The following is a 22,504-nucleotide window of genomic DNA, read 5'->3' on the forward strand; positions in this document are numbered from 1 at the left end:
CCGAAGCACGGCCGCTGATCCGCTTAGAATAAGGAGTATGACTATGGCAACGAAGGAAGATATCGCAAGAGGTCTGTTATCGATTAAGGCAGTATTTTTAAAGCCGGACGATCCATTTACCTGGGCGTCGGGCATCAAGTCCCCGATCTACTGTGACAACCGTCTGGTACTGAGCTACCCGGAGGTTCGTTCCCTCGTAGAGCATGCCATCGCCGATAAGGTGAAGGAGCTCTACCCGGAGGCAGAGGCACTCGAGGGCACCAGCACCGCGGGTATTGCACATGCAGCGATCGCAGCGGACATCCTCGGACTCCCGATGGGCTATGTGCGTGGTTCTGCGAAGGATCACGGCCGCAAGAACCAGATCGAGGGAAGACTCGAGAAGGGTGAGAAGGTCGTCGTGATCGAGGATCTGATCTCCACCGGTGGTTCCGTGCTCGACTGCGTGGAGCCACTTCGTGAGGCCGGCGCAGAGGTGCTCGGCATCGTGTCCATCTTCACCTATGGCATGCAGAAGGGCATCGACCGCCTGAGTGCAGCGAACGTGGTGAACACCTCGCTCTGCGACCTCGACACGCTCGTCAAGGTAGCGGTTGAAGAGAACTACATCAAGCCGGAGGATGAGGCGAAGCTGCTCAAGTTCCGTGATAATCCTTCCGACGAATCCTGGATGACCCACAAGGGATAAAACATACATACATGAGACATTGGCATAAGATATAAGACTGAAGGAGGCTTTCTGATGGCAAGAAGTATTGTAAATATTCTGGATCTTTCAGTAGATGAGATTCATCATCTGCTGGATCTCGCCGATGATATCGACCAGCACCCGGAGAAGTATCAGGATCGATGCGCACATAAGCAGCTCGCGACACTGTTTTTCGAGCCGTCCACGCGTACGAGACTGAGCTTCGAGTCCGCGATGCTCGCACTAGGGGGACAGACCCTGGGCTTCGCCGGTGCATCGAACACGAGTGCGTCGAAGGGTGAGTCGGTGGCCGATACGATCGAGGTGATATCGAACTATGTTGACATCATCGCGATGCGTCATCCGAAGGAGGGCGCGCCGGTCGTGGCAGCGATGCACACCAGTGTTCCTCTGGTCAATGCAGGCGATGGCGGACACTTCCATCCGACCCAGACACTCGCGGATCTTCTTACGATCCGTCGTACGAAGGGCACCGTCGAGGGCCTGACCATCGGTTTCTGCGGCGACCTCAAGTTCGGCCGTACCGTGCACTCCCTCATCGATGCGATGCTCCGCTATCCGAATAACCGCTACATCCTGATCTCCCCGGAGGAGCTTCGTCTTCCGGAGTATGAGATCGATAAGCTGAAGGAGGCGGGTGCTGAGTTCGTCGAGACGAAATCCCTCGAGGAGGCGATGCCGGAGCTCGATATCCTCTACATGACCCGCGTGCAGAAGGAGCGTTTCTTCAACGAGGAGGATTACCTTCGTCTGAAGGATATCTATATCCTGACCCCGGAGAAGCTGAAGACCGCGAAGGCGGATATGGCCATCCTTCATCCGCTCCCTAGAGTCAACGAGATCTCCGTTGCGGTGGACCAGGATCCGCGTGCGAAGTACTTCTACCAGACCCGCTGCGGCAAGCAGATGCGTATGGCACTGATTCTGTATCTTTTAGGACTGGATAAGTAAGGAGGCATGACATGAAGGTAGATGGAATTGAGAATGGTATCGTACTCGACCATATCACAGCTGGAAAGGGGATGCTGGTGTACAAGTACCTGCACCTCGATCGCCTCACGTCACAGGTGGCGCTGATCCAGAACTGCAGCTCCGGAAAGATGGGACGGAAGGACATCGTGAAGATCTCTGAGGATCTCGATATCGACCTCGATGTCCTCGGCTACATCGATCCGGGTATCACCGTAAACTACATCAAGAACGGTGCACGTGTGGAGAAGAAGGCACTGAGCCTGCCGGAGACCCTCACAAACGTGCTGACCTGCAAGAATCCGCGCTGCATCAGCTCGACCGAGCAGGAGCTTCCGCAGGTCTTCAAGATCGTCGACCGGAACCGCGCACTCTATCGCTGCGCGTACTGCGACACCATCGTACGGAACGAAGAGCTGAAGTAAATACATCATCGTACGCCATGGCCCCGGAGGGCCGGCATCAGAAACACAGTACTCCGAGTTCGGAAAAATCACAAATTGGGCCCTACGAACCAGTAAGCCCTCTGCAATCACTGAGTTTTCTTTATGAAAACTCAGCGTTGCAGAGGGTGCTAAGGAAAAATTACTCTAACTGGTTCTAAGGGCCCAATTTGGATTTATTCACGAACTCTCCGTATGGTTTCTGCTGTCGGTCCTCCGGGGCCCTTGCTGTATCAAACGAAGTGCCTATTCCATCGTCCACCGCTTCCATCTCCATGAGAAAAATGATAGACTAGGGAGAAATATAGAAAAGAATGTAAACCATAATAAAATGATATAAAAGGAGTACTGAAATGAATGCAGCACTGGATGCTCTGCGTCAGCAGATGAAGAAGTATGACATCGATACCTACCTGGTACCGACGGATGATTTTCACTTGAGCGAGTATGTCGGCATGTACTTCCGTGCGATCCGCTTCCTGTCCGGATTCAGCGGTGAGGGAAATCTGGTGGTGACGCAGGACAGCGCCGCGCTTTTTACGGATGGCCGCTATTTTATCCAGGCGGAGCAGGAGATGGCCGGTCGGGATGTCGAGCTGATGCGTATGGGCGAGCCGGGGGTACCGGCGCTCGATGATTACCTCGTTTCCGTGACCCCGGAGGGAGGCTACCTCGGCTTCGATGGCCGCTGTGTCGACTTCCATCACGGCATGACCCTGCGGGATCGTCTCGCGGAGAAGGCGGTCGCCGTGAAGGCAGAGCAGGACCTCGTCGGTCAGGTATGGACGGACCGTCCGGCCCTCGCAAGCTCCCGTGTATGGATCCTCGAGGATCGCTTCGCTGGCAAGAGTGCCGCAGAGAAGCTCGCGGAGCTTCGTGCACTGATGCAGCAGAAGGGTGCCGGCTTCCATATCATCACGAGCCTCGACGACATCGCATGGCTTCTGAACCTTCGTGCCGACGATATCCCGTGCAATCCGGTGTTCCTGTCCTATATGATCATCGATCCGAAGAGTGCCTACCTCTTCGTGAATCCGGCTGACCTCGATGAGGAAGTGAAAGCCTACCTCGAGGACCTCCGGGTAAAGGTCGCTCCGTACGACCGCTTCTATGAGGCGGTGCATCAGCTGAAGGATACCACCGTCCTGCTCGAATCTGCGAAGACGAACTACGCGACGATCAGCGAGCTCCCGGATTCGGTGCGTATCCTCGATGAGATGCTGCCGACATCCATGTGGAAGTCCCAGAAGAATCCGGTGGAGATCGAGAACACGAAGAAGGCACATGTGAAGGATGGCGTCGCCGTCACGAATTTCATGTACTTCATGAAGCATGCATTCACAGCCGATGGACAGCTTACAGAGGAGGCGAAGAAGCTGCTCGGCAGCGAGGAGATGAACGAGTGGAATACGGCGAAGCTGTCCGAGCGCTACCGTGGAGAGCAGGATGGCTACATTGAACCGAGCTTCACGACGATTTCAGCCTATGGTCCGAATGCGGCGCTGCCACACTATGCTCCGACGGCGGAGAGCTACCGCGTGATCGAGCCGAAGGGACTCTACCTCCTCGATTCCGGCGGACAGTACTTCGAGGGTACCACCGACATCACCCGTACCATCGCGATGGGACCGATCACGGAGATCGAGCGGAAGCACTTCACCCTCGTACTGAAGTCCATGCTTCGCCTCGGCGATGTGATCTTCCTGGAGGGCTCCTCCGGCATCACCCTGGACCTCGCGGCACGGGAGGTGCTCTGGCGTGAGGGCCTCAACTATAACCACGGCACCGGCCACGGCGTCGGCTTCTGCCTGAATGTCCACGAGCGTCCGAATGCATTCCGCTATCGTCAGGCGCAGGGACGCATGGAACATATGCCGCTCCACGAGGGCAATATCACCTCCGACGAGCCGGGTATCTACATCGAGGGCTCCCACGGCATCCGTCTCGAGAATCTGACCCTCGTTGAGAAGGCCTTCCAGAATGAGTTCGGGAACTTCTTCCGTCTCTCCTTCCTCACGATGGTCCCGCTCGACCTCGACGCGATCGATGTCCGTCTGCTCGAGCCGCATGAGCTCGCGCTCCTCAATCAGTATCACCAGCAGGTCTATGCGACACTGGCACCATACTTCAGCGGTGACAAGCTCGCATGGCTTAAGCATGCAACACGTGAGGTACAGCTTTAATGGATAAAAACGCGCTTTATTATCAGGATCACTATGTGAAGGCGTTCGACGCGGAGGTGACGAGCTGCACCGCTGCCGACGGGAAGTATCTCGTCGAGCTCAGTGTCCATGGCTTCTATCCGGAGGGCGGTGGTCAGGACGCGGACCACGGTAGTATCGGCGAGGCAGCCGTGCTGGATGTGCAGGAGGTGCCGGTGACCGACCCGGCGAGCGGTGAGAAGCAGCGGGATGTACGGGGCAATGTCGTCGTCCGTGTACTGCATACCGTGGACCGGGCGCTGACGGTCGGCGAGACATATCACTGCGTGATCGATTGGGCACGCCGCATGCGAAACAGCCGGAACCACTCCGGTGAGCACATCGTGTCCGGCCTCGTGCACCGGCACTATGGCTATCACAACGTCGGCTTCCACATGAGCGAGGTGATGACCATCGATTTCGACGGTCCGCTCAGCTGGGAACAGCTGATGTTGATCGAGCAGGAGGCCAATGCCGTCGTCCTCGAGGATCGTTGTGTGCGCGCGATCTGGCCGACCCCGGAAGAGCTGGAGGTGATCGACTACCGCTCGAAGAAGCCCCTCTCCGGAGATGTCCGCATCGTGGACCTCGGTGGTGCCGACCTCTGCGCCTGCTGCGGAACCCATGTCCTCAGCACCGGCGAGATCGGCCCGATCAAGATCCTCTCCGTACTCGGCCATAAGGGCGGCGTCCGCCTCGAGCTTTTCTGTGGCGACGATGCACTTCAGGACGCCGCACGAAAGCACGAGCAGGTAGTGGAGATTTCCCGCCTGCTGAATGTAGCGCCATCCGATATCGTCGATGCACTGAAGACCTACATGGCAGACAGCTTCCGGAAGGATCGCCGCATCGCTGCGCTGAACACCCGCTACTACGAGCTGAAGGCACAGTCCCTGCAGGAGGAGACCGGCGTACTCATCGACTTCGAGGAAGGTATGAACGCGGTCGAGGTACGGAAGTGCTGTGACTACTTCATGAAGCACACGAAAGCCTCCGTCGTCGGCGTCTTCTGCCGGAAGGACGAAGGCGATACGGACGGAGCAGCGCCTGTAGAGGACATCGCTTCCTACAGCTACGTCATCGGCTCCACGAACGTCGATGTACGCGCACAGGCGAAGGCCTTTAACGCCCTTGTTAACGGCCGTGGCGGCGGACAGAAGGAGATGATCCAGGGCAGCCTCCAGGCGTCGGAAGAGAAAATTCAGGATGCGATGAATCGAATTTTCGGTGATGAGTTCTAAGAGTGCAGCCACCTTCTGATTTTGCCTGGAATTCCTTACAGTTCTATAACGGTTCTCAGGCAGCTGTTTGCGCACGCAGACAGCTGTGTTATAATATTCGCGTCTTATCAAAAGATGAATAGACGGAATGTTACAGCACATAAGGAGATAAAATATGATTCGAATTGGCTTACTTGGTTATGGAAACCTGTCCCGCGGCATCGAGGCTGCCATCAAGCGGAACCCGGATGAGGAGCTCGTAGCGGTATTTACACGTCGCGATCCAGCGAGTGTAAAGATTCACACCGATGGCGTCAAGGTCGATTCCGTCGATCATATCCTCGCATATAAGGATGAGATCGATGTACTCATGATCTGCGGCGGCTCGGCGACAGATCTCCCGACCCAGACGCCGACATATGCACAGTACTTCAACGTCATCGACAGCTTCGATACCCATGCGAAGATTCCGGAGCATTTCGCCGCCGTCGACGCAGCAGCGAAGAAGGCCGGAAAGCTCGCGATGATTTCCTGTGGCTGGGACCCGGGCATGTTCTCCCTGGCACGTATCTACGCGGAGTCGGTACTGCCGGATGGAAAGCACTATACCTTCTGGGGCAAGGGCGTTTCCCAGGGCCACAGTGATGCCGCACGTCGAGTAGAGGGCGTCAAGGATGCTCGCTCCTATACGCTTCCGGTCGAGAGTGCGATGGACGCCGTACGCAGCGGCAGCCAGCCGAACTTTACGGCACGTGAGATGCATACGAGAGAGGTATTCGTCGTGCTCGAGGAGGGCGCGGATGCAGCGAAGGTGGAGCAGGAGATCAAGTCCATGCCGAACTACTATGCCGATTATGATGTGACGATCCACTTCATTTCCGAGGAGGAGATGCAGCGGGAGCATTCCGCACTTCCACACGGTGGCTTCGTGATGCGTTCCGGTGTGACCGGGGATGGAAACAACCATGAGCTGATCGAGTACAGCCTGAAGCTGGATTCGAATCCGGAGTTTACGGGCTCGGTACTCGCTGCGTATGCGAGAGCGGTGAGCCGTATGGCCGCGAAGGGCGAGACGGGCTGCATCAGCGTGTTCGATGTCGCACCGAAGTACCTGAACCCGAAGTCCGAGGAGGAGCAGCGTCATACGCTCCTGTAAGCAGGCATCAGTATCACAGATCGCGTGTGCGACGACATGAAGTGACGTACCCGAACGATACGTTGTCTGCGCGGCTGTCAGCTGACGCGGAATGTGAGAGGTTTATGATGAGAAAATTCAGAAAGCTGCTGGCCGCTGCCATGATCGCCGCGGCCGCAGCCATGACATCCACGGTGCCTGCATTGGCACAGGAAATGTGGATCACGACAGCGGATGGCGCGAGTCGCTTCGTCACCTGCGACGAAAACGGCGCCGCGAGTGAATACCAGGGCTGGTACCAGGATCCGAACGGCGGGAGCTGCTATTATTTCGAAAATGGCGTACTCGCCACGGGCTGGATCATCGACGCTGGGAAGTTTTACTATCTCGACCCGTCGACGGGCGCGATGGCGGTGAGTCAGATGGTGGGTAATTTCTATGTCGGCGAGGATGGTGCCGCGATGAGCGACACGACGACCCCGGACGGCGTAAAGCTCGCCTACAACGGCTCGCGCATGGACGGGAAGTATCCGGTGGAGGAGCTGAACGAGAAGACCTACACCTACCGGGAGCTTCTCAGGGAGAATCCGAATCTGATCGCGGAATTCTCAGATCGTACGAGCGGCACAGGTCATCAGATCCTGCGGGAGACCGCACGGGGCTTTACCTGGGTCATCTATGCGACGATGAAGCTGTATGAGCCGACCGAGGACGGACAGAAGGGGAAGCGTGTGTTCGAGGGCGATGGTGCCTTCCGTTTCGACGCGCTGATCGAGCGAAAGGAGAGCGATGGCAGCATCCGCTATATCCGACCGTTCGGGCTGATCCAGGAGGACCGCCAGCAGTGGACGGCGGCACACATTAAGATCGATCCGGCGGGCTTCATCAGCTACGCATCGGATGAGGGTTGACAGGGTCCGGTCATGTCCATCTACAGTGAACGTGCTGACGAACCAGGCATCCCCGGATCATAGAGCCTGGTCGGGGCTTCAACGTAAACAACATCACAGCGCTGCCATCGGCAGCGCTATTCTGTCATCTGGGAGAGGGGACATACATGACATTACAGCAGCTTAGACAGGTGATCGCCGTCGCGGACAGCGGCTCCATGAACGAGGCCGCAAAGCGTCTCTATATCACACAGCCGTCCCTTTCGGCGGCGATCAAGGAACTGGAAAAGGAGATCGGGATCGAGATCTTTCTCCGGTCGAACCGAGGGATCGTGACCACAGCCGACGGCGAAGAGTTTCTGGGGTATGCACGACAGATCGTCGAGCAGTATCAGCTGATGGAAGACAAGTATGTCAATGTCGGCACCCGGAAGAAGAAATTCTCCGTCTCCATGCAGCACTATACCTTCGCGGTCGAGGCCTTCATCCACCTCGCACGGGAGTATGGCATGGATACCTACGAGTTCGCGGTCAAGGAAACGAAGACCATGGAAATCATCAACGACGTACGAAACCAGACCTCGGAGATCGGCGTGATCTATATGAATGATTTCAACAGTAAGGTCATCGGAAAGATCCTGCGGGAGGATTCGCTCGAGTTTATCCCGCTCTTCGACTGTAACATCTATGTGTTCATGAGTAAGGGAAATCCGCTGGCCGGGAAGGACATCATCCGCATGGAGGAGCTCGCGGATTATCCCTGCCTCAGCTTCGATCAGGGTGAGCGAAACTCCTTCTACTTTTCGGAGGAGGTGCTGAGCACCTACGATTACAAGCGGATCATCAAGTGTGATGACCGGGCGACCTTCCTGAATCTGATGGTCGGACTGAACGGCTATACGCTCTGCTCCGGCATCATATGCCAGGAGCTGAACGGCGATGAGTATACGGCGGTCCGCCTCGATACGGATGAGATCATGACCATCGGCTACATCAAGAAAAAGAAGATTCCGCTGTCCGGGATCGGCGCACGTTACGTGGCGGAGCTTCAGAAATATAAGGCGCAGGCACTGTAGTCTGCAGAGGTTTTACATACACACCCATAAGCACAGGCACTTTCGTCTGCAGGTCTCGTAATGCCGAAGGTGCATCTCGGTGTGGCATGCCGGCACCCCTGGGTGCAGAAAGGAATACTATGTTGAATACGTCGGTCATCATCATGGCAGTGGTCGCACTCGTGCTGCTGCTTGCCGTGGGGCTGTACATCGTACAGAGAAATCAGAAGCGGAAAAATGCAGATAAGCTTTCGATGAAGCTCCGTGAGGACGAGAAGCTTCATATCACACTCGATGATCAATCCGACGCGGCGGAGGTCGCCCGGATCATCCTGGAAGGCCTCGGCGGCCGCGAGAACGTCAGCGAGGTACAGCATGACGGTGCACGGCTCAAGGTGGCGATCCGGCAGTATGATGCCGTCGATGAGAAGAAGATCCGCTCTGCCCAGGTGGGCGGCGTGCTTCGCCCGGGTAAAAACGCTGTACAGATCATCATCGGCCCTTCGGTCGAACCAGTAGAGAACGAGCTTCATAAGCTGCTTGGTATGTGATATGAGTAAGAAATATGAGATGGATATGACCACCGGCGTCATCATGCCGAAGGTCATCACCTTTGCACTGCCGCTGATAGTGGCGTCTGTGCTTCAGCTTCTGTTTAATGCGGCCGACATCGTGGTCGTCGGCCGTTTCGTGAGCCCGCAGGCGATGGCCGCCGTCGGATCGACCGGATCGCTGGTGAACCTCATCATCCAGCTCTTTGTCGGCTTCTCCATCGGTGTCAATGTCTGCGTCGGAAAGTATTATGCAGCGAAGCGTCAGGAGGACATGTCCGATACCATCCACACATCGATCCTGGTGTCGGTGATTTTCGGTGCGATTCTCTGCATCGCCGGCCTGTTTCTGGCACGACCGATGCTGGAGCTGATGGGATCCCCCGCGGATGTCATCGAAGACTCGGTGCTCTATCTTCGCATCTACTTCCTCGGTATGCCACTGATCATGCTGTATGACTTTGCAGCGGCGATTCTGCGTGCCGTCGGTGATACGAAGCGCCCGCTGTATTTTCAGATGATCGCCGGGGTGATCAATGTCATTCTGAACCTGTTCTTCGTCCTCGTGGTGGGCATCGGCGTGGCGGGTGTTGCGATCGCGACGACGGTTTCACAGGGCTTTTCCGGCATCGCCCTGCTCATCACGCTCATGCGGGAGAAGGGGGCGCTGCACCTCGATCTTCGGAAGCTTCATGTCAACTGGAAGCTTCTTCGCTCCATTATGGAAATCGGTCTGCCGGCTGGTCTCCAGAGCACCGTGTTCAGTCTGTCCAATGTCGTCATCCAGAGCTCCATCAACTCCTTCGGATCGGTTGCGATGGCGGGTGCGACAGCGGCACAGAATATCGAATCGTTCGTATATGCTTCGATGAACTCGATCTATCAGACGAATCTTTCGTTTACCGCACAGAATCTGGGCGCCCGGAAGTACAGTCGCATCAATCGCATCCTGAAGGACTGCCTGATCGCCGTCGTCCTCATCGGCCTCGTCATGGGCATCGGTGCGGTGATGCTGGATCCATGGCTGCTGCGCTTCTTTACGACGGATGCAGAAGTTATCCGTTATGGACAGGAGCGACTGCTGGTGGTCTGCGGACCATACTTCCTCTGCGGCATCATGGATGTCATGGTTGGTTCGCTCCGTGGACTCGGCTACTCGGTGATCCCGATGTTTGTAAGCCTGATCGGTGCCTGCGGACTGCGGATCATCTTCATCCTGACCCTGTTCCGGCTCCCGTACTTCCACTCTCTGAACTGGCTGTACATGAGCTATCCGATTACCTGGATCATCACCTTCACCGCGCACTTCATCACCTTCCTCCGCGTCCGGCGGAAGTTCCCGAAGGCCGATGCCTGAATACTGAAAAGAACCGCCGGAGGCCTCCGACGGTTCTTTTTTTCACTGCATCGCGGCGTAGAGCTTCTTTCGGCAGAGGAAGTAGTAGCTGTACTCGAAGAGGATCATCACGGTCCAGCCGATCGCGCAGGCGTAGGCTTCGCCGGTGATGCCGATCTTCGGAACCAGGATATAGACGAAGAGGGTGCGGATCGAAATCTGCAGAATCGTCGAAATCAGCGTGATGGTCATGTTGCCCATGCCACGCATGAAGCCCTGCATCGCATTCGTGACGCATGGGAAGATGATGGTGAAGGCCTTTATGGACAGGTAGCTCACGCCGAGACGAACCATTTCCTCGCCGCCACTGGTCGGAGCGAAGAGCTGGATCAGCGGATGACGGAAGAGCAGGATGAGCGCACAGATGATCGGATAGTAGATGAGTCCGATCAGGATGCCCTTCCACAGCGTTTCCTTCACCCGCTTCCGGTCACCGGCACCACGATTCTGTGCGGCACAGGTCATCATGCCATGGCTGATCGTCTGGGCAGGAATGCGCCCGTAGTCCTCGATTTTACAGCCGGCGTTGAAGGCCGCGATGACGTCGATGCCCTGAACATTGATCACACTCTGCACGAGCAGCTTTCCGATCGGCTGGCAGGACTGCTGCAGTGCGGTGATGAGGCCGCTGGAGAGGATGCTGCGGAGGAGCCTGTGATCGAGGATCAGCTCATCCCGGCGGAGGGCGAGTGCCGGGATATGCCGGTAGACATAGATATAGCAGAGCACTGCGGAGAGGGCTTCGGCGATGACCGTCGCGAGTGCGGCACCGAAGACGCCCCAGTGGAAGAGGAAGATGAAGACCCAGTCGAGGCATGCATTCAGTACCGACGAGATGCCGACGAAGGTCACCGGCGTTTTCGAATCCCCGACTGCCCGCAGTGCACTCGACATGATGTTGTACTGGAAGGTGAAGAAATTACCGAGGAAGAGAAGCCGGAGATAGACCGCGGAATCATGCATGATATCGAGTGGGGTATGCATGGCCTCGAGGATCGGCGCTGCAAGCAGGATGCCGAGCAGGGTGGTGATGCCGCCGGCGATCGTACCGAAGAGGATCGTGGTGGAGAGCGAGCGCTTCAGCTTCTCGCCTTCGCCTGCACCATAGAACTTGCTCATGTAGACCGACGCGCCGATGCCGAGGCCCGAGATGCTCTGCACCAGCAGGACCGATACCGGATTTGAGACAGATACGGCGCTGAGCGCTGCGACACCGGCCCCCTTACTGACGAGGATGGAATCGACGGCGTTATAGGTGAGCTGAAGAAAATTTCCGAAAATCAGCGGGATGGCATAGGCAAGAAGATGGCGGTAGATACTGCCGGAGGTCATATTTCGCATAGTGGTTCCCCTTTAAACACAGGACATAGAGTGATCCTTGCGCGCTACGGATGGCGCATACTTCGCATGAACGGTCTGTACTGAAAGCGCTTTCAGATGTGCCTGCTATTATAGCACGACGCCGGCGCGCTGGCGATAATATTCGCTGGATATTTGAGGACTACTATGGTAGAATGTTGATTTAGACGATTCGGTGAGCGACTGGTATCCGCCATTTTTGCCTGCGCCGATAGTATACTTTCATGGAGGAAAAAAGAATGAGCGTAATTGGTTGGGTAATTTATATCATTGCCATCGTGGCGATGTTTTATTTTATCGGTATCAAGCCATCACAGAAGGAGCGTAAGAAGCAGGAGGCTCTCCTTGCATCCGTAGCGGTCGGCGACACAGTGCTGACCACATCCGGCTTCTATGGTGTGATCATCGATATGACCGATGACACGGTGATCGTTGAGTTCGGTAATAACAAGAACTGCCGTATCCCGATGCAGAAGGCAGCCATCGCACAGCTTGAGAAGCCGACCACGGCTGTAAAGTCTGACGATAAGAAGTAATCCAGCGCGATTCAAAAGCCCACCGTGTTCTGCACGGTGGGTTTTTGCTGCTGCAGGGGAGCGGAGGGTTTCGTATGAATCTTAAAACGCTGAGAGAATTAAAGGGAATCAGTCGGAAGGAACTGGCGGATCAGACGGGGCTGTCGTACCGCTCGATTCAGGACTACGAACAGGGACATAAGGATCTGGGAGCCGCGAAGGCGCGGACCGTTCTTCGGATGGCACAGGTGCTGGACTGCTCGGTGGAGGACCTGATTTCGGAGGTGGATTTCAGCGAGCTGAAGCCGAGCGAGCTGCGCTCGGATGAGCTTCGGATGCAGAAGCGTATGCTGGCGGAGTGGAAGGAGAACACGCGGCGGGAGCGGGCATCCGCTGCGGGCGGGTCACCTGCTTCGGCGTCAGCGCCGGCAGACGGAGAGCGGGTGACGGACGAAAACCGCTGGATGAAGGAAGACAGGACGGAGAAACAATGAGAGTAAAAATCGATATGCAGACACGCCAGACCATCGACGGCGATACGGACATCATGGAGCACAGTGCGGAGGGTATCCTGCGCGACCTCTCCGAGGGACAGCATGTGTTGACCTATTTTCAGGATGGCATCCATAACGAGATGCGGATTGATGTCTCCGGCGAGGAGATCATCGTGACCCGGAACTGGAAGCAGGAAAATCAGTTTCATTATAAGCAGAATAAGCACCACATCATGAACTATGAGACCCCGATGGGAATGATGGAGCTCGGCTTCGACACGAAGTATGTCGAGATCGACCGCATCCATCGGGACTGCCTGATGGAGATACGCCTCGTCTATACCATCACCCAGGGCGGACAGCCGGTGAGCGACAACGAAGTCCGGATTCGGATCAGCGAACGGTGACCGTGCGGGCAGGTAACCCGGAGGGGCGTCCCCTTTTAAGGTTGCATTTTGATGCGCTAAATAGTAAGATTAAGGGCAGATTTATGGAAAGACGAGGATTTACTCTATGACATTAATGGCGATCCACTGGAATACCGTGGCAACCGTACTGGTCGTTATCGCGATCATCCTGGTTGTACTAATGGCGGTTATGTACTACTACGGTAAGAAGCTCTCCCGTCAGCAGGCAGAGCAGCAGCCGATCATCGATGCAAACACGCAGGATGTATCGATGCTGATCATCGATAAGAAAAAGCTCTCCATCGAAGAGGCGATCGCAGCCGGCCTTCCGGAGGCAATCAAGGAGCAGACACCATTCTATCTCAAGTGGCAGAAGCTTCCGGTCGTGAAGGCGAAGATCGGTCCACGTATGATGACCCTCATCGCAGACCCGAACGTATTCGAGCAGCTTCCGAAGGGCAAGGAGTGCAAGTGCTCCATCTCCGGTCTCTACATCCGTGGAATCAAGTCTGTCCGTGGCGGCAGCATCCCGAAGGCACCGGAAAAGAAGAAGGGCATCCTGGCACGCGCCAGAGAGATGGCTTCCAGAAAGTAATCACGAAAGCAGAGAGGAATCGACGATCGTCGATTCCTTTTTTGTACATATCCATGAGAGGGCCGCGCGAAGCGCGGAGAGGCGCATGGATGCCCCCGGGCGGCGAGATACAGCTCCCAAGGGAATATCCTTTAGAGTTCCCTTGGGAGGCCTTAGCGGCGAGCGTATTCAGAGCTTTGCTTTAGCAAAGCTACTTAGCCCGTTTTGCCGCGGAGGCGGCAAAATCAAACGACGATGCCCACGCCGCAGGCGCATCAGATGGCATCGTCTCACCGTCTATTGCGATGCATTGCAAAAAATAAAATTTCACGTATTGACGAAAATTCACTGCCATGGTAGGATAAAGTTTGCTTATTTTGGAGACGTGGGCTCAGTGCGCCTTTTTTTAGACACGCCCGGCACCACCGCTCCTTTAAGATAAGATGAAACGAAAACCGATTCATTGAAATGTTGATACATCGAAATACAATGCTCGTAACGATGAATGCACATTTTGAAATCCACATCTTTCTATGAATCACAGTGATCAAGTAAATGAGTTTTTCGAGCTGCCGCGTTTCCGGCAGAGAGTGAAACGAATTTACTATGGGGTGAACGGTCAATGGAAAAAAGCAAGATGCGTGTCGTGAAAAACGGCAAAAACGTCAGATTTACTTTCTCTCAGCATGACGAAGTACTGGAGATGCCGAATCTGATCGAAGTTCAGAAGGATTCGTATAAGTGGTTCCTGACGGACGGCCTGAAAGAGGCATTTGATGACATCTCACCGATCCAGGACTTCGCTGGACACCTGTCCCTCGAGTTCGTAGGCTTCAAGCTCTGCGAGGATGAGAAGAAGTACACCATTGAGGAGTGCAAGGAGCGCGACGCTACCTATTCCGCACCGCTCAAGGTAAGAGTACGTCTCATCAACAAGGACAAGGATGAGATCAATGAACACGAGATTTTCATGGGCGATCTGCCACTGATGACAGATACCGGCTCATTTGTAATTAACGGTGCCGAGCGTGTAATCGTATCACAGCTCGTTCGTTCTCCTGGCATTTATTATGGCGTAGACCATGATAAGGTTGGTAAGGAGCTCTATAGCTGTACCGTGATTCCGAACCGTGGCGCATGGATCGAGTACGAGACCGATTCCAATGATATTTACTGGGTACGTGTGGATAGAACCCGTAAGGTTCCAGTGACGGCATTTATCAGAGCGATGGGTGTCAGCACGAATCAGGAGATCATCGAGCTCTTCGGTGAGGAGCCGAAGCTTCTTGCTTCCTTCGAGAAGGAGCAGCCGGAGGCACAGAACTACGAGGGTGGTCTGCTCGAGCTCTATCGTAAGATCAGACCGGGTGAGCCGCTGTCCGTCGATTCCGCAAGCTCTCTTCTGAACGGCATGTTCTTTGATCCACGCCGCTATGACCTTGCGAAGGTTGGACGTTATAAGTTTAATAAGAAGCTTCATTTTAAAAACAGAATCAAGGGCCACACACTGGCAGAGGACGTCATCGACGCAACCACCGGTGAGGTGATCGCGCAGGCGGGTGATCAGATCAGCTTCGCGAAGGCTGTAGAGATCCAGGATGCAGCCGTTCCGTTCGTATGGATCGAGGGACCGACCCGTAAGGAGAAGGTACTTTCCTCGATGGAGGTCGACCTTTCGAAGTATGTGAGCTTCGAGGCACAGGAGATCGATTACGAGGAGGCACGTGAGTACGACCACGTACGTGAGTACTTCCAGCGCCAGGCTGACCGTACGAACAGCTTCCTGAGCCAGGACGCAGAGAAGAAGCTCTGGGATGCCCTGTCTGTAGAAGAGAAGCAGGCCATCATCGATAAGGATGTACCGGAGGAGCTCGTTTACTATCCTGAGCTCGCGCGTCTGATGGAGGAGAACGCCGACGATCAGCGTGCACTTCGTATCGCGATCATCAAGGACATCCATGAGCTCGTTCCGAAGCACATCACGAAGGAAGACATCTTCGCTTCCATCAACTACTGCATGCACATCGAAGAGGAGATCGGCAGTCACGATGATATCGATCACCTCGGCAATCGTCGTATCCGTGCGGTCGGTGAGCTGCTTCAGAATCAGTATCGCATCGGTCTTTCCCGTATGGAGCGTGTCGTCCGCGAGCGTATGGCGACACAGGACATCGAGGAGATCACACCGCAGTCTCTGATTAACATCAAGCCTGTGACGGCATCCGTGAAGGAATTCTTCGGATCATCCCAGCTGTCACAGTTCATGGATCAGAACAACCCGCTGTCGGAGCTTACACACAAGCGTAGACTTTCCGCCCTCGGACCAGGTGGTCTTTCCAGAGACCGTGCCGGATTCGAGGTTCGAGATGTTCACTATACACATTATGGTCGTATGTGCCCGATCGAGACACCTGAGGGACCGAATATCGGTCTGATCAACTCGCTGGCATCCTACGCACGTATCAACGAGTACGGCTTCATCGAGGCTCCGTACCGTATGGTGGACAAGTCGGATCCGAAGAACCCGAAGGTTACGAAGGACGTCGTATACCTCGCGGCAGACGAAGAGGATAACTATGTCGTAGCACAGGCAAACGAGCCGCTCGACGCCGACGGACATTTCGTGCATGATAACGTTTCCGGTCGTTTCAGAGAGGCGACGCAGGCATTCCCGAAGGCAAGCGTGGATATGATGGACGTATCCCCGAAGATGGTATTCTCCGTGGCGACTTCCATGATTCCGTTCCTTCAGAACGATGATGCGAACCGTGCGCTGATGGGATCGAACATGCAGCGTCAGGCCGTGCCGCTGATGGTGACCGAGCGTGCCGCTGTCGATACCGGTATCTCCGCAAAGGCTGCGGTCGACTCCGGTGTATGCTGCCTTGCAAAGTATGACGGTGTGGTTGAGATCTCCGCATCCAACAAGATCACGATCCGTCGTGATTCCGATGGAACCCTCGATGAGTACAAGCTCACCAAGTTCATGCGCTCCAACCAGTCGAACTGCTACAACCAGAAGCCGATCGTGTTCGCCGGTGACCATGTAAAGAAGGGCGATGTTATCGCCGATGGTCCGTCCACCTGCCAGGGTGAGATCGCACTCGGTAAGAACCCGCTGATCGGATTCATGACCTGGGAAGGCTACAACTACGAGGATGCGGTTCTCCTTTCCGAGAAGCTCATCCAGAACGACGTCTACACCTCCATCCATATCGAGGAGTATGAGTGTGAGGCACGTGATACCAAGCTCGGACCGGAGGAGATCACCTCGGACGTTCCGGGTGTCGGTGACGATGCACTGAAGAATCTCGACGAGCGCGGCATCATTCGCATCGGTGCAGAGGTTCGTGCCGGTGATATCCTCGTCGGTAAGGTGACACCGAAGGGTGAGACCGAGCTGACCGCGGAGGAGAGACTGCTTCGTGCAATCTTCGGTGAGAAGGCACGTGAGGTTCGTGATACCTCCCTCAAGGTTCCGCACGGCGCATATGGTGTCGTCGTAGACGCAAAGGTATTTACAAGAGAAAACAGTGACGAGCTGGCGCCGGGTGTGTCCGAGTCCGTTCGTATCTATATTGCACAGAAGAGAAAGATCGGTGTCGGCGATAAGATGGCCGGCCGTCATGGAAACAAGGGTGTATGCTCACGCGTACTTGCGGTAGAGGATCTGCCTTACCTTCCGAACGGTCGTCCGCTCGATATCGTACTGAACCCTCTCGGCGTACCTTCCCGAATGAACATCGGACAGGTGCTCGAGCTGCATCTTTCCCTCGCTGCGAAGGTTCTGGGTATCAATGTTTCTACCCCGATCTTCGATGGCGCAAACGAGAATGATATCGCCCAGACCCTGATTCTTGCGAACGATTACGCAAACAAGAGCTGGGAGGAGTTCTCGGAACTTCATAAGGATGAGCTGGATCCGGAGGTCTATGAGTACCTCGGTGCACACCTCGATCACCGTGAGGAGTGGAAGGGTGTTCCGATCTCGACCGATGGTAAGGTTCAGCTCCGCGATGGACGTACCGGTCTTCCATTTGACGGCAGAACCGCGATCGGGTTCATGCACTACCTGAAGCTGCATCACCTGGTAGATGATAAGATCCATGCACGTTCCACGGGACCGTACTCTCTCGTTACACAGCAGCCGCTCGGTGGAAAGGCACAGTTCGGTGGACAGCGTTTCGGAGAGATGGAGGTATGGGCACTCGAGGCATACGGTGCGGCATATACACTGCAGGAGATTCTGACCATGAAGTCCGACGATGTTGCAGGCCGTGTAAAGACCTACGAGGCGATCATCAAGGGCCAGAATATCCCGGCACCGGGTGTTCCAGAGTCCTTCAAGGTTATGCTGAAGGAGCTTGAGGCTCTCTGCCTGGATGTACGCGTTCTCGATGAGAATCAGAACGAGATCGAGATCACAGAGGATCTCTATGATGCAAACCAGGATATGCACCGTCTCCTTTCCGGTGGTGACAGCCGCTATGAGCGTAATGAAAATTACGGACAGTACGGCTACGAGACCCAGGAGTTTAAGGACGGCGAGCTTGTAAACAGCGCTGAAGAGAACGCAGCGGAGGATGATTATGTCAATGAAGGCGACGATGCACTTGCATCCGCAATTTCTGCAGATCTCTCCGATGATGGCGATTTCAGCGAGGATATGGACTCGGATATGTTCGATGACGGTGACAGCGCGGTTTCCCAGTCGGATGACGACTACGGCGACGGCGATCATGAATAATAGGAGGAAAGATGGCACAGCTTGATAATATAAATAAGCCTGTTCAGTTTGATTCGATCAAGATCGGCCTGGCTTCTCCGGAGAAGATTCTGGAGTGGTCCCACGGCGAAGTGAAGAAGCCGGAGACCATCAACTACAGAACGCTGAAGCCGGAGAAGGATGGACTCTTCTGTGAGCGTATTTTCGGACCGGTCAAGGACTGGGAGTGCCACTGCGGCAAGTATAAGAAGATCCGCTATAAGGGCGTCATCTGTGACCGCTGCGGTGTTGAGGTGACCAAGTCCTCCGTTCGTCGTGAGCGTATGGGACACATCGCACTGGCGGCGCCAGTTTCTCATATCTGGTATTTCAAGGGTATCCCGTCCAGAATGGGTCTGATCCTCGACATCAGCCCGCGTATTCTGGAGCGTGTGCTCTATTTCGCAAGCTATGTTGTACTCGATAAGGGCGAGACCGGCCTGGATTACAAGCAGATCCTCTCCGAGAAGGAGTTCAGAGATGCGATCGAGCAGTATGGCTATGGCTCCTTCCGTGCTGGCATGGGCGCGGAGGCTGTACTGGAGCTGCTTCGTGGTATCGATCTCGAGAAGGAGTATGCAGAGCTTCGTCAGGAGCTCGACGACGCTTCCGGACAGAAGAGAACCAGAATCGTGAAGCGTCTCGAGGTCGTGGAGGCCTTCCGTTCCTCCGGTAATAAGCCGGAGTGGATGATCCTCACGAACCTTCCGGTGATTCCGCCAGATCTTCGTCCGATGGTTCAGCTCGATGGTGGCCGTTTCGCAACCTCGGATCTCAATGATCTCTATAGAAGAATCATCAACCGTAACAACCGTCTGGCTCGTCTCCTCGAGCTGGGCGCTCCGGAAATCATCGTACGTAACGAGAAGCGTATGCTGCAGGAGGCGGTCGATGCGCTGATCGATAACGGCCGTCGTGGCCGTCCAGTGACCGGTCCAGGTAACCGTGCCCTGAAGTCCCTTTCTGATATGTTAAAGGGTAAGCAGGGACGTTTCCGTCAGAACCTGCTCGGTAAGCGAGTAGATTACTCCGGACGTTCGGTTATCGTCGTAGGACCTGAGCTGAAGATCTATCAGTGCGGTGTTCCGAAGGAGATGGCCCTCGAGCTGTTTAAGCCGTTCGTGATGAAGGAGCTGGTACAGTCCGGTAAGGCCCACAACATTAAGAATGCGAAGAAGATGGTTGACCGTCTGGATCCGCAGGTATGGGACATCCTCGAGGATGTCATCAAGGGCCACCCGGTTATGCTGAACCGTGCCCCTACCCTGCATAGACTCGGTATCCAGGCCTTCGAGCCGACCCTCGTCGAGGGTAAGGCCATCAAGCTTCACCCGCTCGTATGTGCGGCCTTCAACGCCGACTTCGATGGTGACCAGATGGCGATCCACCTTCCACTGACACAGGAAGCACAGGCAGAGTGCAGATTCATGCTGCTTTCTCCGAATAACCTCCTGAAGCCGTCGGATGGTGGTGTTGTAGCCGTTCCTTCACAGGATATGGTACTGGGTATCTACTATATTACACAGGCGCGTCCGGGTGAGCCGAACGAGGGTATGTTCTTCAAGAGCATCAACGAGGCGATCCTCGCGAAGGAGAATGGCTACATCTCGATGCACACCCTGATCAAGTGCAGAATCCGTAAGGTCGTAAAGGCAGAGGATGGCAGCGAGAAGATCATCGAGGGCGTGGTGAATACCACGGTAGGTCGTCTGATCTTCAACGAGATCATCCCGCAGGATCTCGGCTTCGTGGATCGTTCGATTCCGGGCAATGAGATTCTTCCGGAGATTGACTTCATCGTAAAGAAGAAGGATCTCAAGAAGATTCTGGAGAGAGTCATGGATGTACATGGCGCTACCCAGACGGCCCTCACCCTGGATGATATCAAGGCGATGGGCTATAAGCAGTCCACCCTCGCGGCGATGACCGTATCCATCTCGGATATGACCGTTCCGGCGAGCAAGCAGAAGCTGCTGGCAGACGCACAGGCTATTGTTGACAAGATCGCACGTAACTATCGTCGTGGTCTCGTTACCGAGGAGGAGCGTTACCAGGAGGTAATCGATACCTGGAAGAAGACCGATGATCAGCTGACCAAGGATCTTCTCGGCGGTCTCGATGCCTACAACAACATCTTCATGATGGCCGATTCCGGAGCCCGTGGATCCGATAAGCAGATCAAGCAGCTCGCTGGTATGCGAGGACTCATGGCGGATACGACCGGACGTACCATCGAGCTCCCGATCAAGTCAAACTTCCGTGAGGGTCTTGACGTACTCGAGTACTTCATCTCCGCACACGGTGCACGTAAGGGACTTTCCGATACCGCGCTTCGTACGGCAGACTCCGGTTACCTTACGAGACGAATGGTTGACGTTACCCAGGATCTGATCATCCGTGAGCTTGACTGCTCTGCAGATAAGGATAAGATTCCATACCTGGAGATCTCCGCACTGGAGGAAGGCCAGGAGAAGATCGAGTCACTGCAGGAGCGTATCACCGGTCGTTACATCGCAGAGGATGTATACGATCCGGAGACCGGCAAGCTTGTCGTACAGGCAGACCGTATGGTTACCCCGAAGCGGGCACCGAAGGTCATCGCTGCACTCCAGAAGCGCTTCGATCAGGAGGTTGCGGAAGGAAAGCACGATGCGAAGCAGAAGATGAAGGTGAAGATCAGAACCGTCCTCACCTGCCGTTCGAAGAATGGTATCTGTGCGAAGTGCTACGGCTCGAACCTGGCAACGGGTCAGCCGGTACAGGTCGGCGAGGCCGTCGGTATCATCGCTGCACAGTCCATCGGTGAGCCGGGTACTCAGCTTACGATGAGAACCTTCCATACCGGTGGTGTTGCGGGTGGTGATATCACACAGGGTCTTCCGAGAGTCGAGGAGCTTTTCGAGGCTCGTAGACCGAAGGGACTTGCAATTCTTACTGAGATTCCGGGTGTCGTAGAGATCAAGGAAACAGCGAAGAAGAGAGAGGTTGTCATCACGGATGCGGAGAGAGGCCAGTCGAAGACCTACCTCATTCCGTATGGTTCCAGACTGAAGGTCATGGATGGACAGATACTCGAGGCCGGTGATGTTCTCACCGAGGGTTCCATCAACCCGCACGATCTTCTGAAGATCAAGGGCACCAAGGCAGTACAGGATTACATGATTTCTGAAGTTCAGCGTGTATACCGTCTGCAGGGTGTAGAGATTCAGGATCGTCATATCGAGATGATCGTTCATCAGATGATGAAGAAGGAGCGTATCATGGAGGCCGGTGATTCCGATTTCATCCCTGGCACCACCGTCGATCGCCTCGACTTCGAGGATGAGAACGAGCGCCTGATCGCCGAGGGCAAGAAGCCGGCAGAGGGTAAGCGCGTGATGCTTGGTATCACGAAGGCGTCCCTCGCGACCGATTCCTTCCTGTCCGCTGCATCCTTCCAGGAGACCACCAAGGTTCTGACCGAGGCGGCCATCAGTGGTAAGTCAGATCAGCTGATCGGTCTCAAGGAGAATGTTATCATCGGTAAGCTGATTCCGGCTGGTACCGGTATGAGACGCTACAGAAATGTAGAGCTCAGTCAGGACGAGCAGGATCTTCAGGATGATCACGATCAGATGTTCACAGCGGATGAGGCCTTCGATATCGATGCGGAGGGCGTAGAGCGTATCGCTGCACGCCGCCGGATCGAGAAGGAAAAGGAAAACATTCTGTAAAACTCATTGACAAGAAAATTCGATTGAAGTATATTACTAGGGCATGCGCAAAAGCATGCCCTGTTTTTTGTTTCCAGGGACCAAAACGAGAGAATAAACCTAATGAAA

Annotated in this window: 17 protein-coding genes; 16 read left to right on the forward strand and 1 reads right to left on the reverse strand. The window is 55.1% G+C overall.

Going from position 1 to position 22,504, the window contains the following annotated elements:
• Window positions 1-43: 43 nt before the first annotated feature.
• The 10 genes from pyrE to ACK8P7_RS01320 all read left to right on the forward strand — a co-directional run bounded on the left by pyrE (window position 44) and on the right by ACK8P7_RS01320 (window position 10,530).
• Window positions 44-688, forward strand: coding sequence for an orotate phosphoribosyltransferase (gene pyrE / locus ACK8P7_RS01275; protein WP_410042408.1), 645 nt, complete (start codon window positions 44-46; stop codon window positions 686-688).
• A gap of 54 nt (window positions 689-742) precedes the next feature.
• The gene (gene pyrB / locus ACK8P7_RS01280; protein WP_410042409.1) at window positions 743-1,660 is read left to right on the forward strand and encodes an aspartate carbamoyltransferase; all 918 of its coding nucleotides are present in this window, start codon (window positions 743-745) and stop codon (window positions 1,658-1,660) included.
• An 11-nt stretch (window positions 1,661-1,671) separates the two neighbouring features.
• Window positions 1,672-2,103: an aspartate carbamoyltransferase regulatory subunit gene (locus tag ACK8P7_RS01285; RefSeq protein WP_410042410.1), complete on the forward strand. Its 432-nt coding sequence runs from the start codon at window positions 1,672-1,674 to the stop codon at window positions 2,101-2,103.
• Window positions 2,104-2,474: 371 nt separating this feature from the next.
• On the forward strand, window positions 2,475-4,304 hold the full coding sequence (locus tag ACK8P7_RS01290) for an aminopeptidase P family N-terminal domain-containing protein (protein ID WP_410042411.1): 1,830 nt from the start codon (window positions 2,475-2,477) through the stop codon (window positions 4,302-4,304).
• Complete coding sequence (locus ACK8P7_RS01295) at window positions 4,304-5,563, forward strand: alanyl-tRNA editing protein (RefSeq protein WP_410042412.1); 1,260 nt, start codon at window positions 4,304-4,306, stop codon at window positions 5,561-5,563. Before ACK8P7_RS01290 ends, ACK8P7_RS01295 begins: the two co-directional genes overlap by 1 nt.
• A 154-nt stretch (window positions 5,564-5,717) precedes the next feature.
• The gene (locus tag ACK8P7_RS01300) at window positions 5,718-6,698 is read left to right on the forward strand and encodes a diaminopimelate dehydrogenase (protein WP_410042413.1); all 981 of its coding nucleotides are present in this window, start codon (window positions 5,718-5,720) and stop codon (window positions 6,696-6,698) included.
• Window positions 6,699-6,805: 107 nt separating this feature from the next.
• Window positions 6,806-7,588: a hypothetical protein gene (locus ACK8P7_RS01305; protein WP_410042414.1), complete on the forward strand. Its 783-nt coding sequence runs from the start codon at window positions 6,806-6,808 to the stop codon at window positions 7,586-7,588.
• 146 nt (window positions 7,589-7,734) lie between these two features.
• The gene (locus ACK8P7_RS01310) at window positions 7,735-8,643 is read left to right on the forward strand and encodes a LysR family transcriptional regulator (RefSeq protein ID WP_410042415.1); all 909 of its coding nucleotides are present in this window, start codon (window positions 7,735-7,737) and stop codon (window positions 8,641-8,643) included.
• A gap of 119 nt (window positions 8,644-8,762) precedes the next feature.
• On the forward strand, window positions 8,763-9,173 hold the full coding sequence (locus ACK8P7_RS01315; RefSeq protein ID WP_410042416.1) for a hypothetical protein: 411 nt from the start codon (window positions 8,763-8,765) through the stop codon (window positions 9,171-9,173).
• Window position 9,174: 1 nt separating this feature from the next.
• A complete protein-coding gene (locus tag ACK8P7_RS01320; protein ID WP_410042417.1) occupies window positions 9,175-10,530 on the forward strand; it encodes an MATE family efflux transporter in 1,356 nt (451 codons plus the stop codon).
• Window positions 10,531-10,572: 42 nt separating this feature from the next.
• On the opposite strand, the gene ACK8P7_RS01325 is transcribed toward ACK8P7_RS01320, so the two are convergent.
• Window positions 10,573-11,910 (reverse strand): MATE family efflux transporter, encoded by a 1,338-nt coding sequence (locus tag ACK8P7_RS01325; protein ID WP_410042418.1) that lies wholly within the window; start codon window positions 11,908-11,910, stop codon window positions 10,573-10,575.
• A gap of 257 nt (window positions 11,911-12,167) precedes the next feature.
• Here ACK8P7_RS01325 and yajC point away from each other — a divergent pair, with 257 nt between their 5' ends.
• The 6 genes from yajC (at window position 12,168) to rpoC (ending at window position 22,396) form a co-directional block, all read left to right on the forward strand.
• Window positions 12,168-12,464, forward strand: a complete 297-nt coding sequence (gene yajC / locus ACK8P7_RS01330; protein WP_410042419.1) for a preprotein translocase subunit YajC — start codon at window positions 12,168-12,170, stop codon at window positions 12,462-12,464.
• A 74-nt stretch (window positions 12,465-12,538) separates the two neighbouring features.
• Window positions 12,539-12,937: a helix-turn-helix domain-containing protein gene (locus ACK8P7_RS01335; RefSeq protein ID WP_410042420.1), complete on the forward strand. Its 399-nt coding sequence runs from the start codon at window positions 12,539-12,541 to the stop codon at window positions 12,935-12,937.
• Window positions 12,934-13,344: a DUF1934 family protein gene (locus ACK8P7_RS01340; protein WP_410042421.1), complete on the forward strand. Its 411-nt coding sequence runs from the start codon at window positions 12,934-12,936 to the stop codon at window positions 13,342-13,344. The genes ACK8P7_RS01335 and ACK8P7_RS01340 overlap by 4 nt, the downstream gene beginning before the upstream one ends.
• A gap of 106 nt (window positions 13,345-13,450) precedes the next feature.
• Window positions 13,451-13,939, forward strand: coding sequence for a hypothetical protein (locus tag ACK8P7_RS01345; protein ID WP_410042422.1), 489 nt, complete (start codon window positions 13,451-13,453; stop codon window positions 13,937-13,939).
• A 601-nt stretch (window positions 13,940-14,540) separates the two neighbouring features.
• A complete protein-coding gene (locus ACK8P7_RS01350) occupies window positions 14,541-18,665 on the forward strand; it encodes a DNA-directed RNA polymerase subunit beta (protein ID WP_410042423.1) in 4,125 nt (1,374 codons plus the stop codon).
• Window positions 18,666-18,676: 11 nt separating this feature from the next.
• A complete protein-coding gene (rpoC, locus tag ACK8P7_RS01355) occupies window positions 18,677-22,396 on the forward strand; it encodes a DNA-directed RNA polymerase subunit beta' (protein ID WP_410042424.1) in 3,720 nt (1,239 codons plus the stop codon).
• Window positions 22,397-22,504 lie beyond the last annotated feature (108 nt).

Origin of the sequence: Oribacterium sp. P9 (assembly GCF_046365365.1) — a bacterium.
Taxonomy (GTDB): Bacteria; Bacillota; Clostridia; order Lachnospirales; family Lachnospiraceae; genus Oribacterium.

Coding starts and splice junctions, on each gene's coding strand:
- ACK8P7_RS01335 (WP_410042420.1), top strand. CDS start 12,539: ATGAATCTTAAAACGCTGAGAGAATTAAAGGGAATCAGTCGGAAGGAA.
- ACK8P7_RS01295 (WP_410042412.1), top strand. CDS start 4,304: ATGGATAAAAACGCGCTTTATTATCAGGATCACTATGTGAAGGCGTTC.
- rpoC (WP_410042424.1), top strand. CDS start 18,677: ATGGCACAGCTTGATAATATAAATAAGCCTGTTCAGTTTGATTCGATC.
- ACK8P7_RS01345 (WP_410042422.1), top strand. CDS start 13,451: ATGACATTAATGGCGATCCACTGGAATACCGTGGCAACCGTACTGGTC.
- pyrE (WP_410042408.1), top strand. CDS start 44: ATGGCAACGAAGGAAGATATCGCAAGAGGTCTGTTATCGATTAAGGCA.
- ACK8P7_RS01290 (WP_410042411.1), top strand. CDS start 2,475: ATGAATGCAGCACTGGATGCTCTGCGTCAGCAGATGAAGAAGTATGAC.
- ACK8P7_RS01320 (WP_410042417.1), top strand. CDS start 9,175: ATGAGTAAGAAATATGAGATGGATATGACCACCGGCGTCATCATGCCG.
- ACK8P7_RS01315 (WP_410042416.1), top strand. CDS start 8,763: ATGTTGAATACGTCGGTCATCATCATGGCAGTGGTCGCACTCGTGCTG.
- ACK8P7_RS01340 (WP_410042421.1), top strand. CDS start 12,934: ATGAGAGTAAAAATCGATATGCAGACACGCCAGACCATCGACGGCGAT.
- pyrB (WP_410042409.1), top strand. CDS start 743: ATGGCAAGAAGTATTGTAAATATTCTGGATCTTTCAGTAGATGAGATT.
- yajC (WP_410042419.1), top strand. CDS start 12,168: ATGAGCGTAATTGGTTGGGTAATTTATATCATTGCCATCGTGGCGATG.
- ACK8P7_RS01300 (WP_410042413.1), top strand. CDS start 5,718: ATGATTCGAATTGGCTTACTTGGTTATGGAAACCTGTCCCGCGGCATC.
- ACK8P7_RS01325 (WP_410042418.1), bottom strand. CDS start 11,910: ATGCGAAATATGACCTCCGGCAGTATCTACCGCCATCTTCTTGCCTAT.
- ACK8P7_RS01305 (WP_410042414.1), top strand. CDS start 6,806: ATGAGAAAATTCAGAAAGCTGCTGGCCGCTGCCATGATCGCCGCGGCC.
- ACK8P7_RS01285 (WP_410042410.1), top strand. CDS start 1,672: ATGAAGGTAGATGGAATTGAGAATGGTATCGTACTCGACCATATCACA.
- ACK8P7_RS01350 (WP_410042423.1), top strand. CDS start 14,541: ATGGAAAAAAGCAAGATGCGTGTCGTGAAAAACGGCAAAAACGTCAGA.
- ACK8P7_RS01310 (WP_410042415.1), top strand. CDS start 7,735: ATGACATTACAGCAGCTTAGACAGGTGATCGCCGTCGCGGACAGCGGC.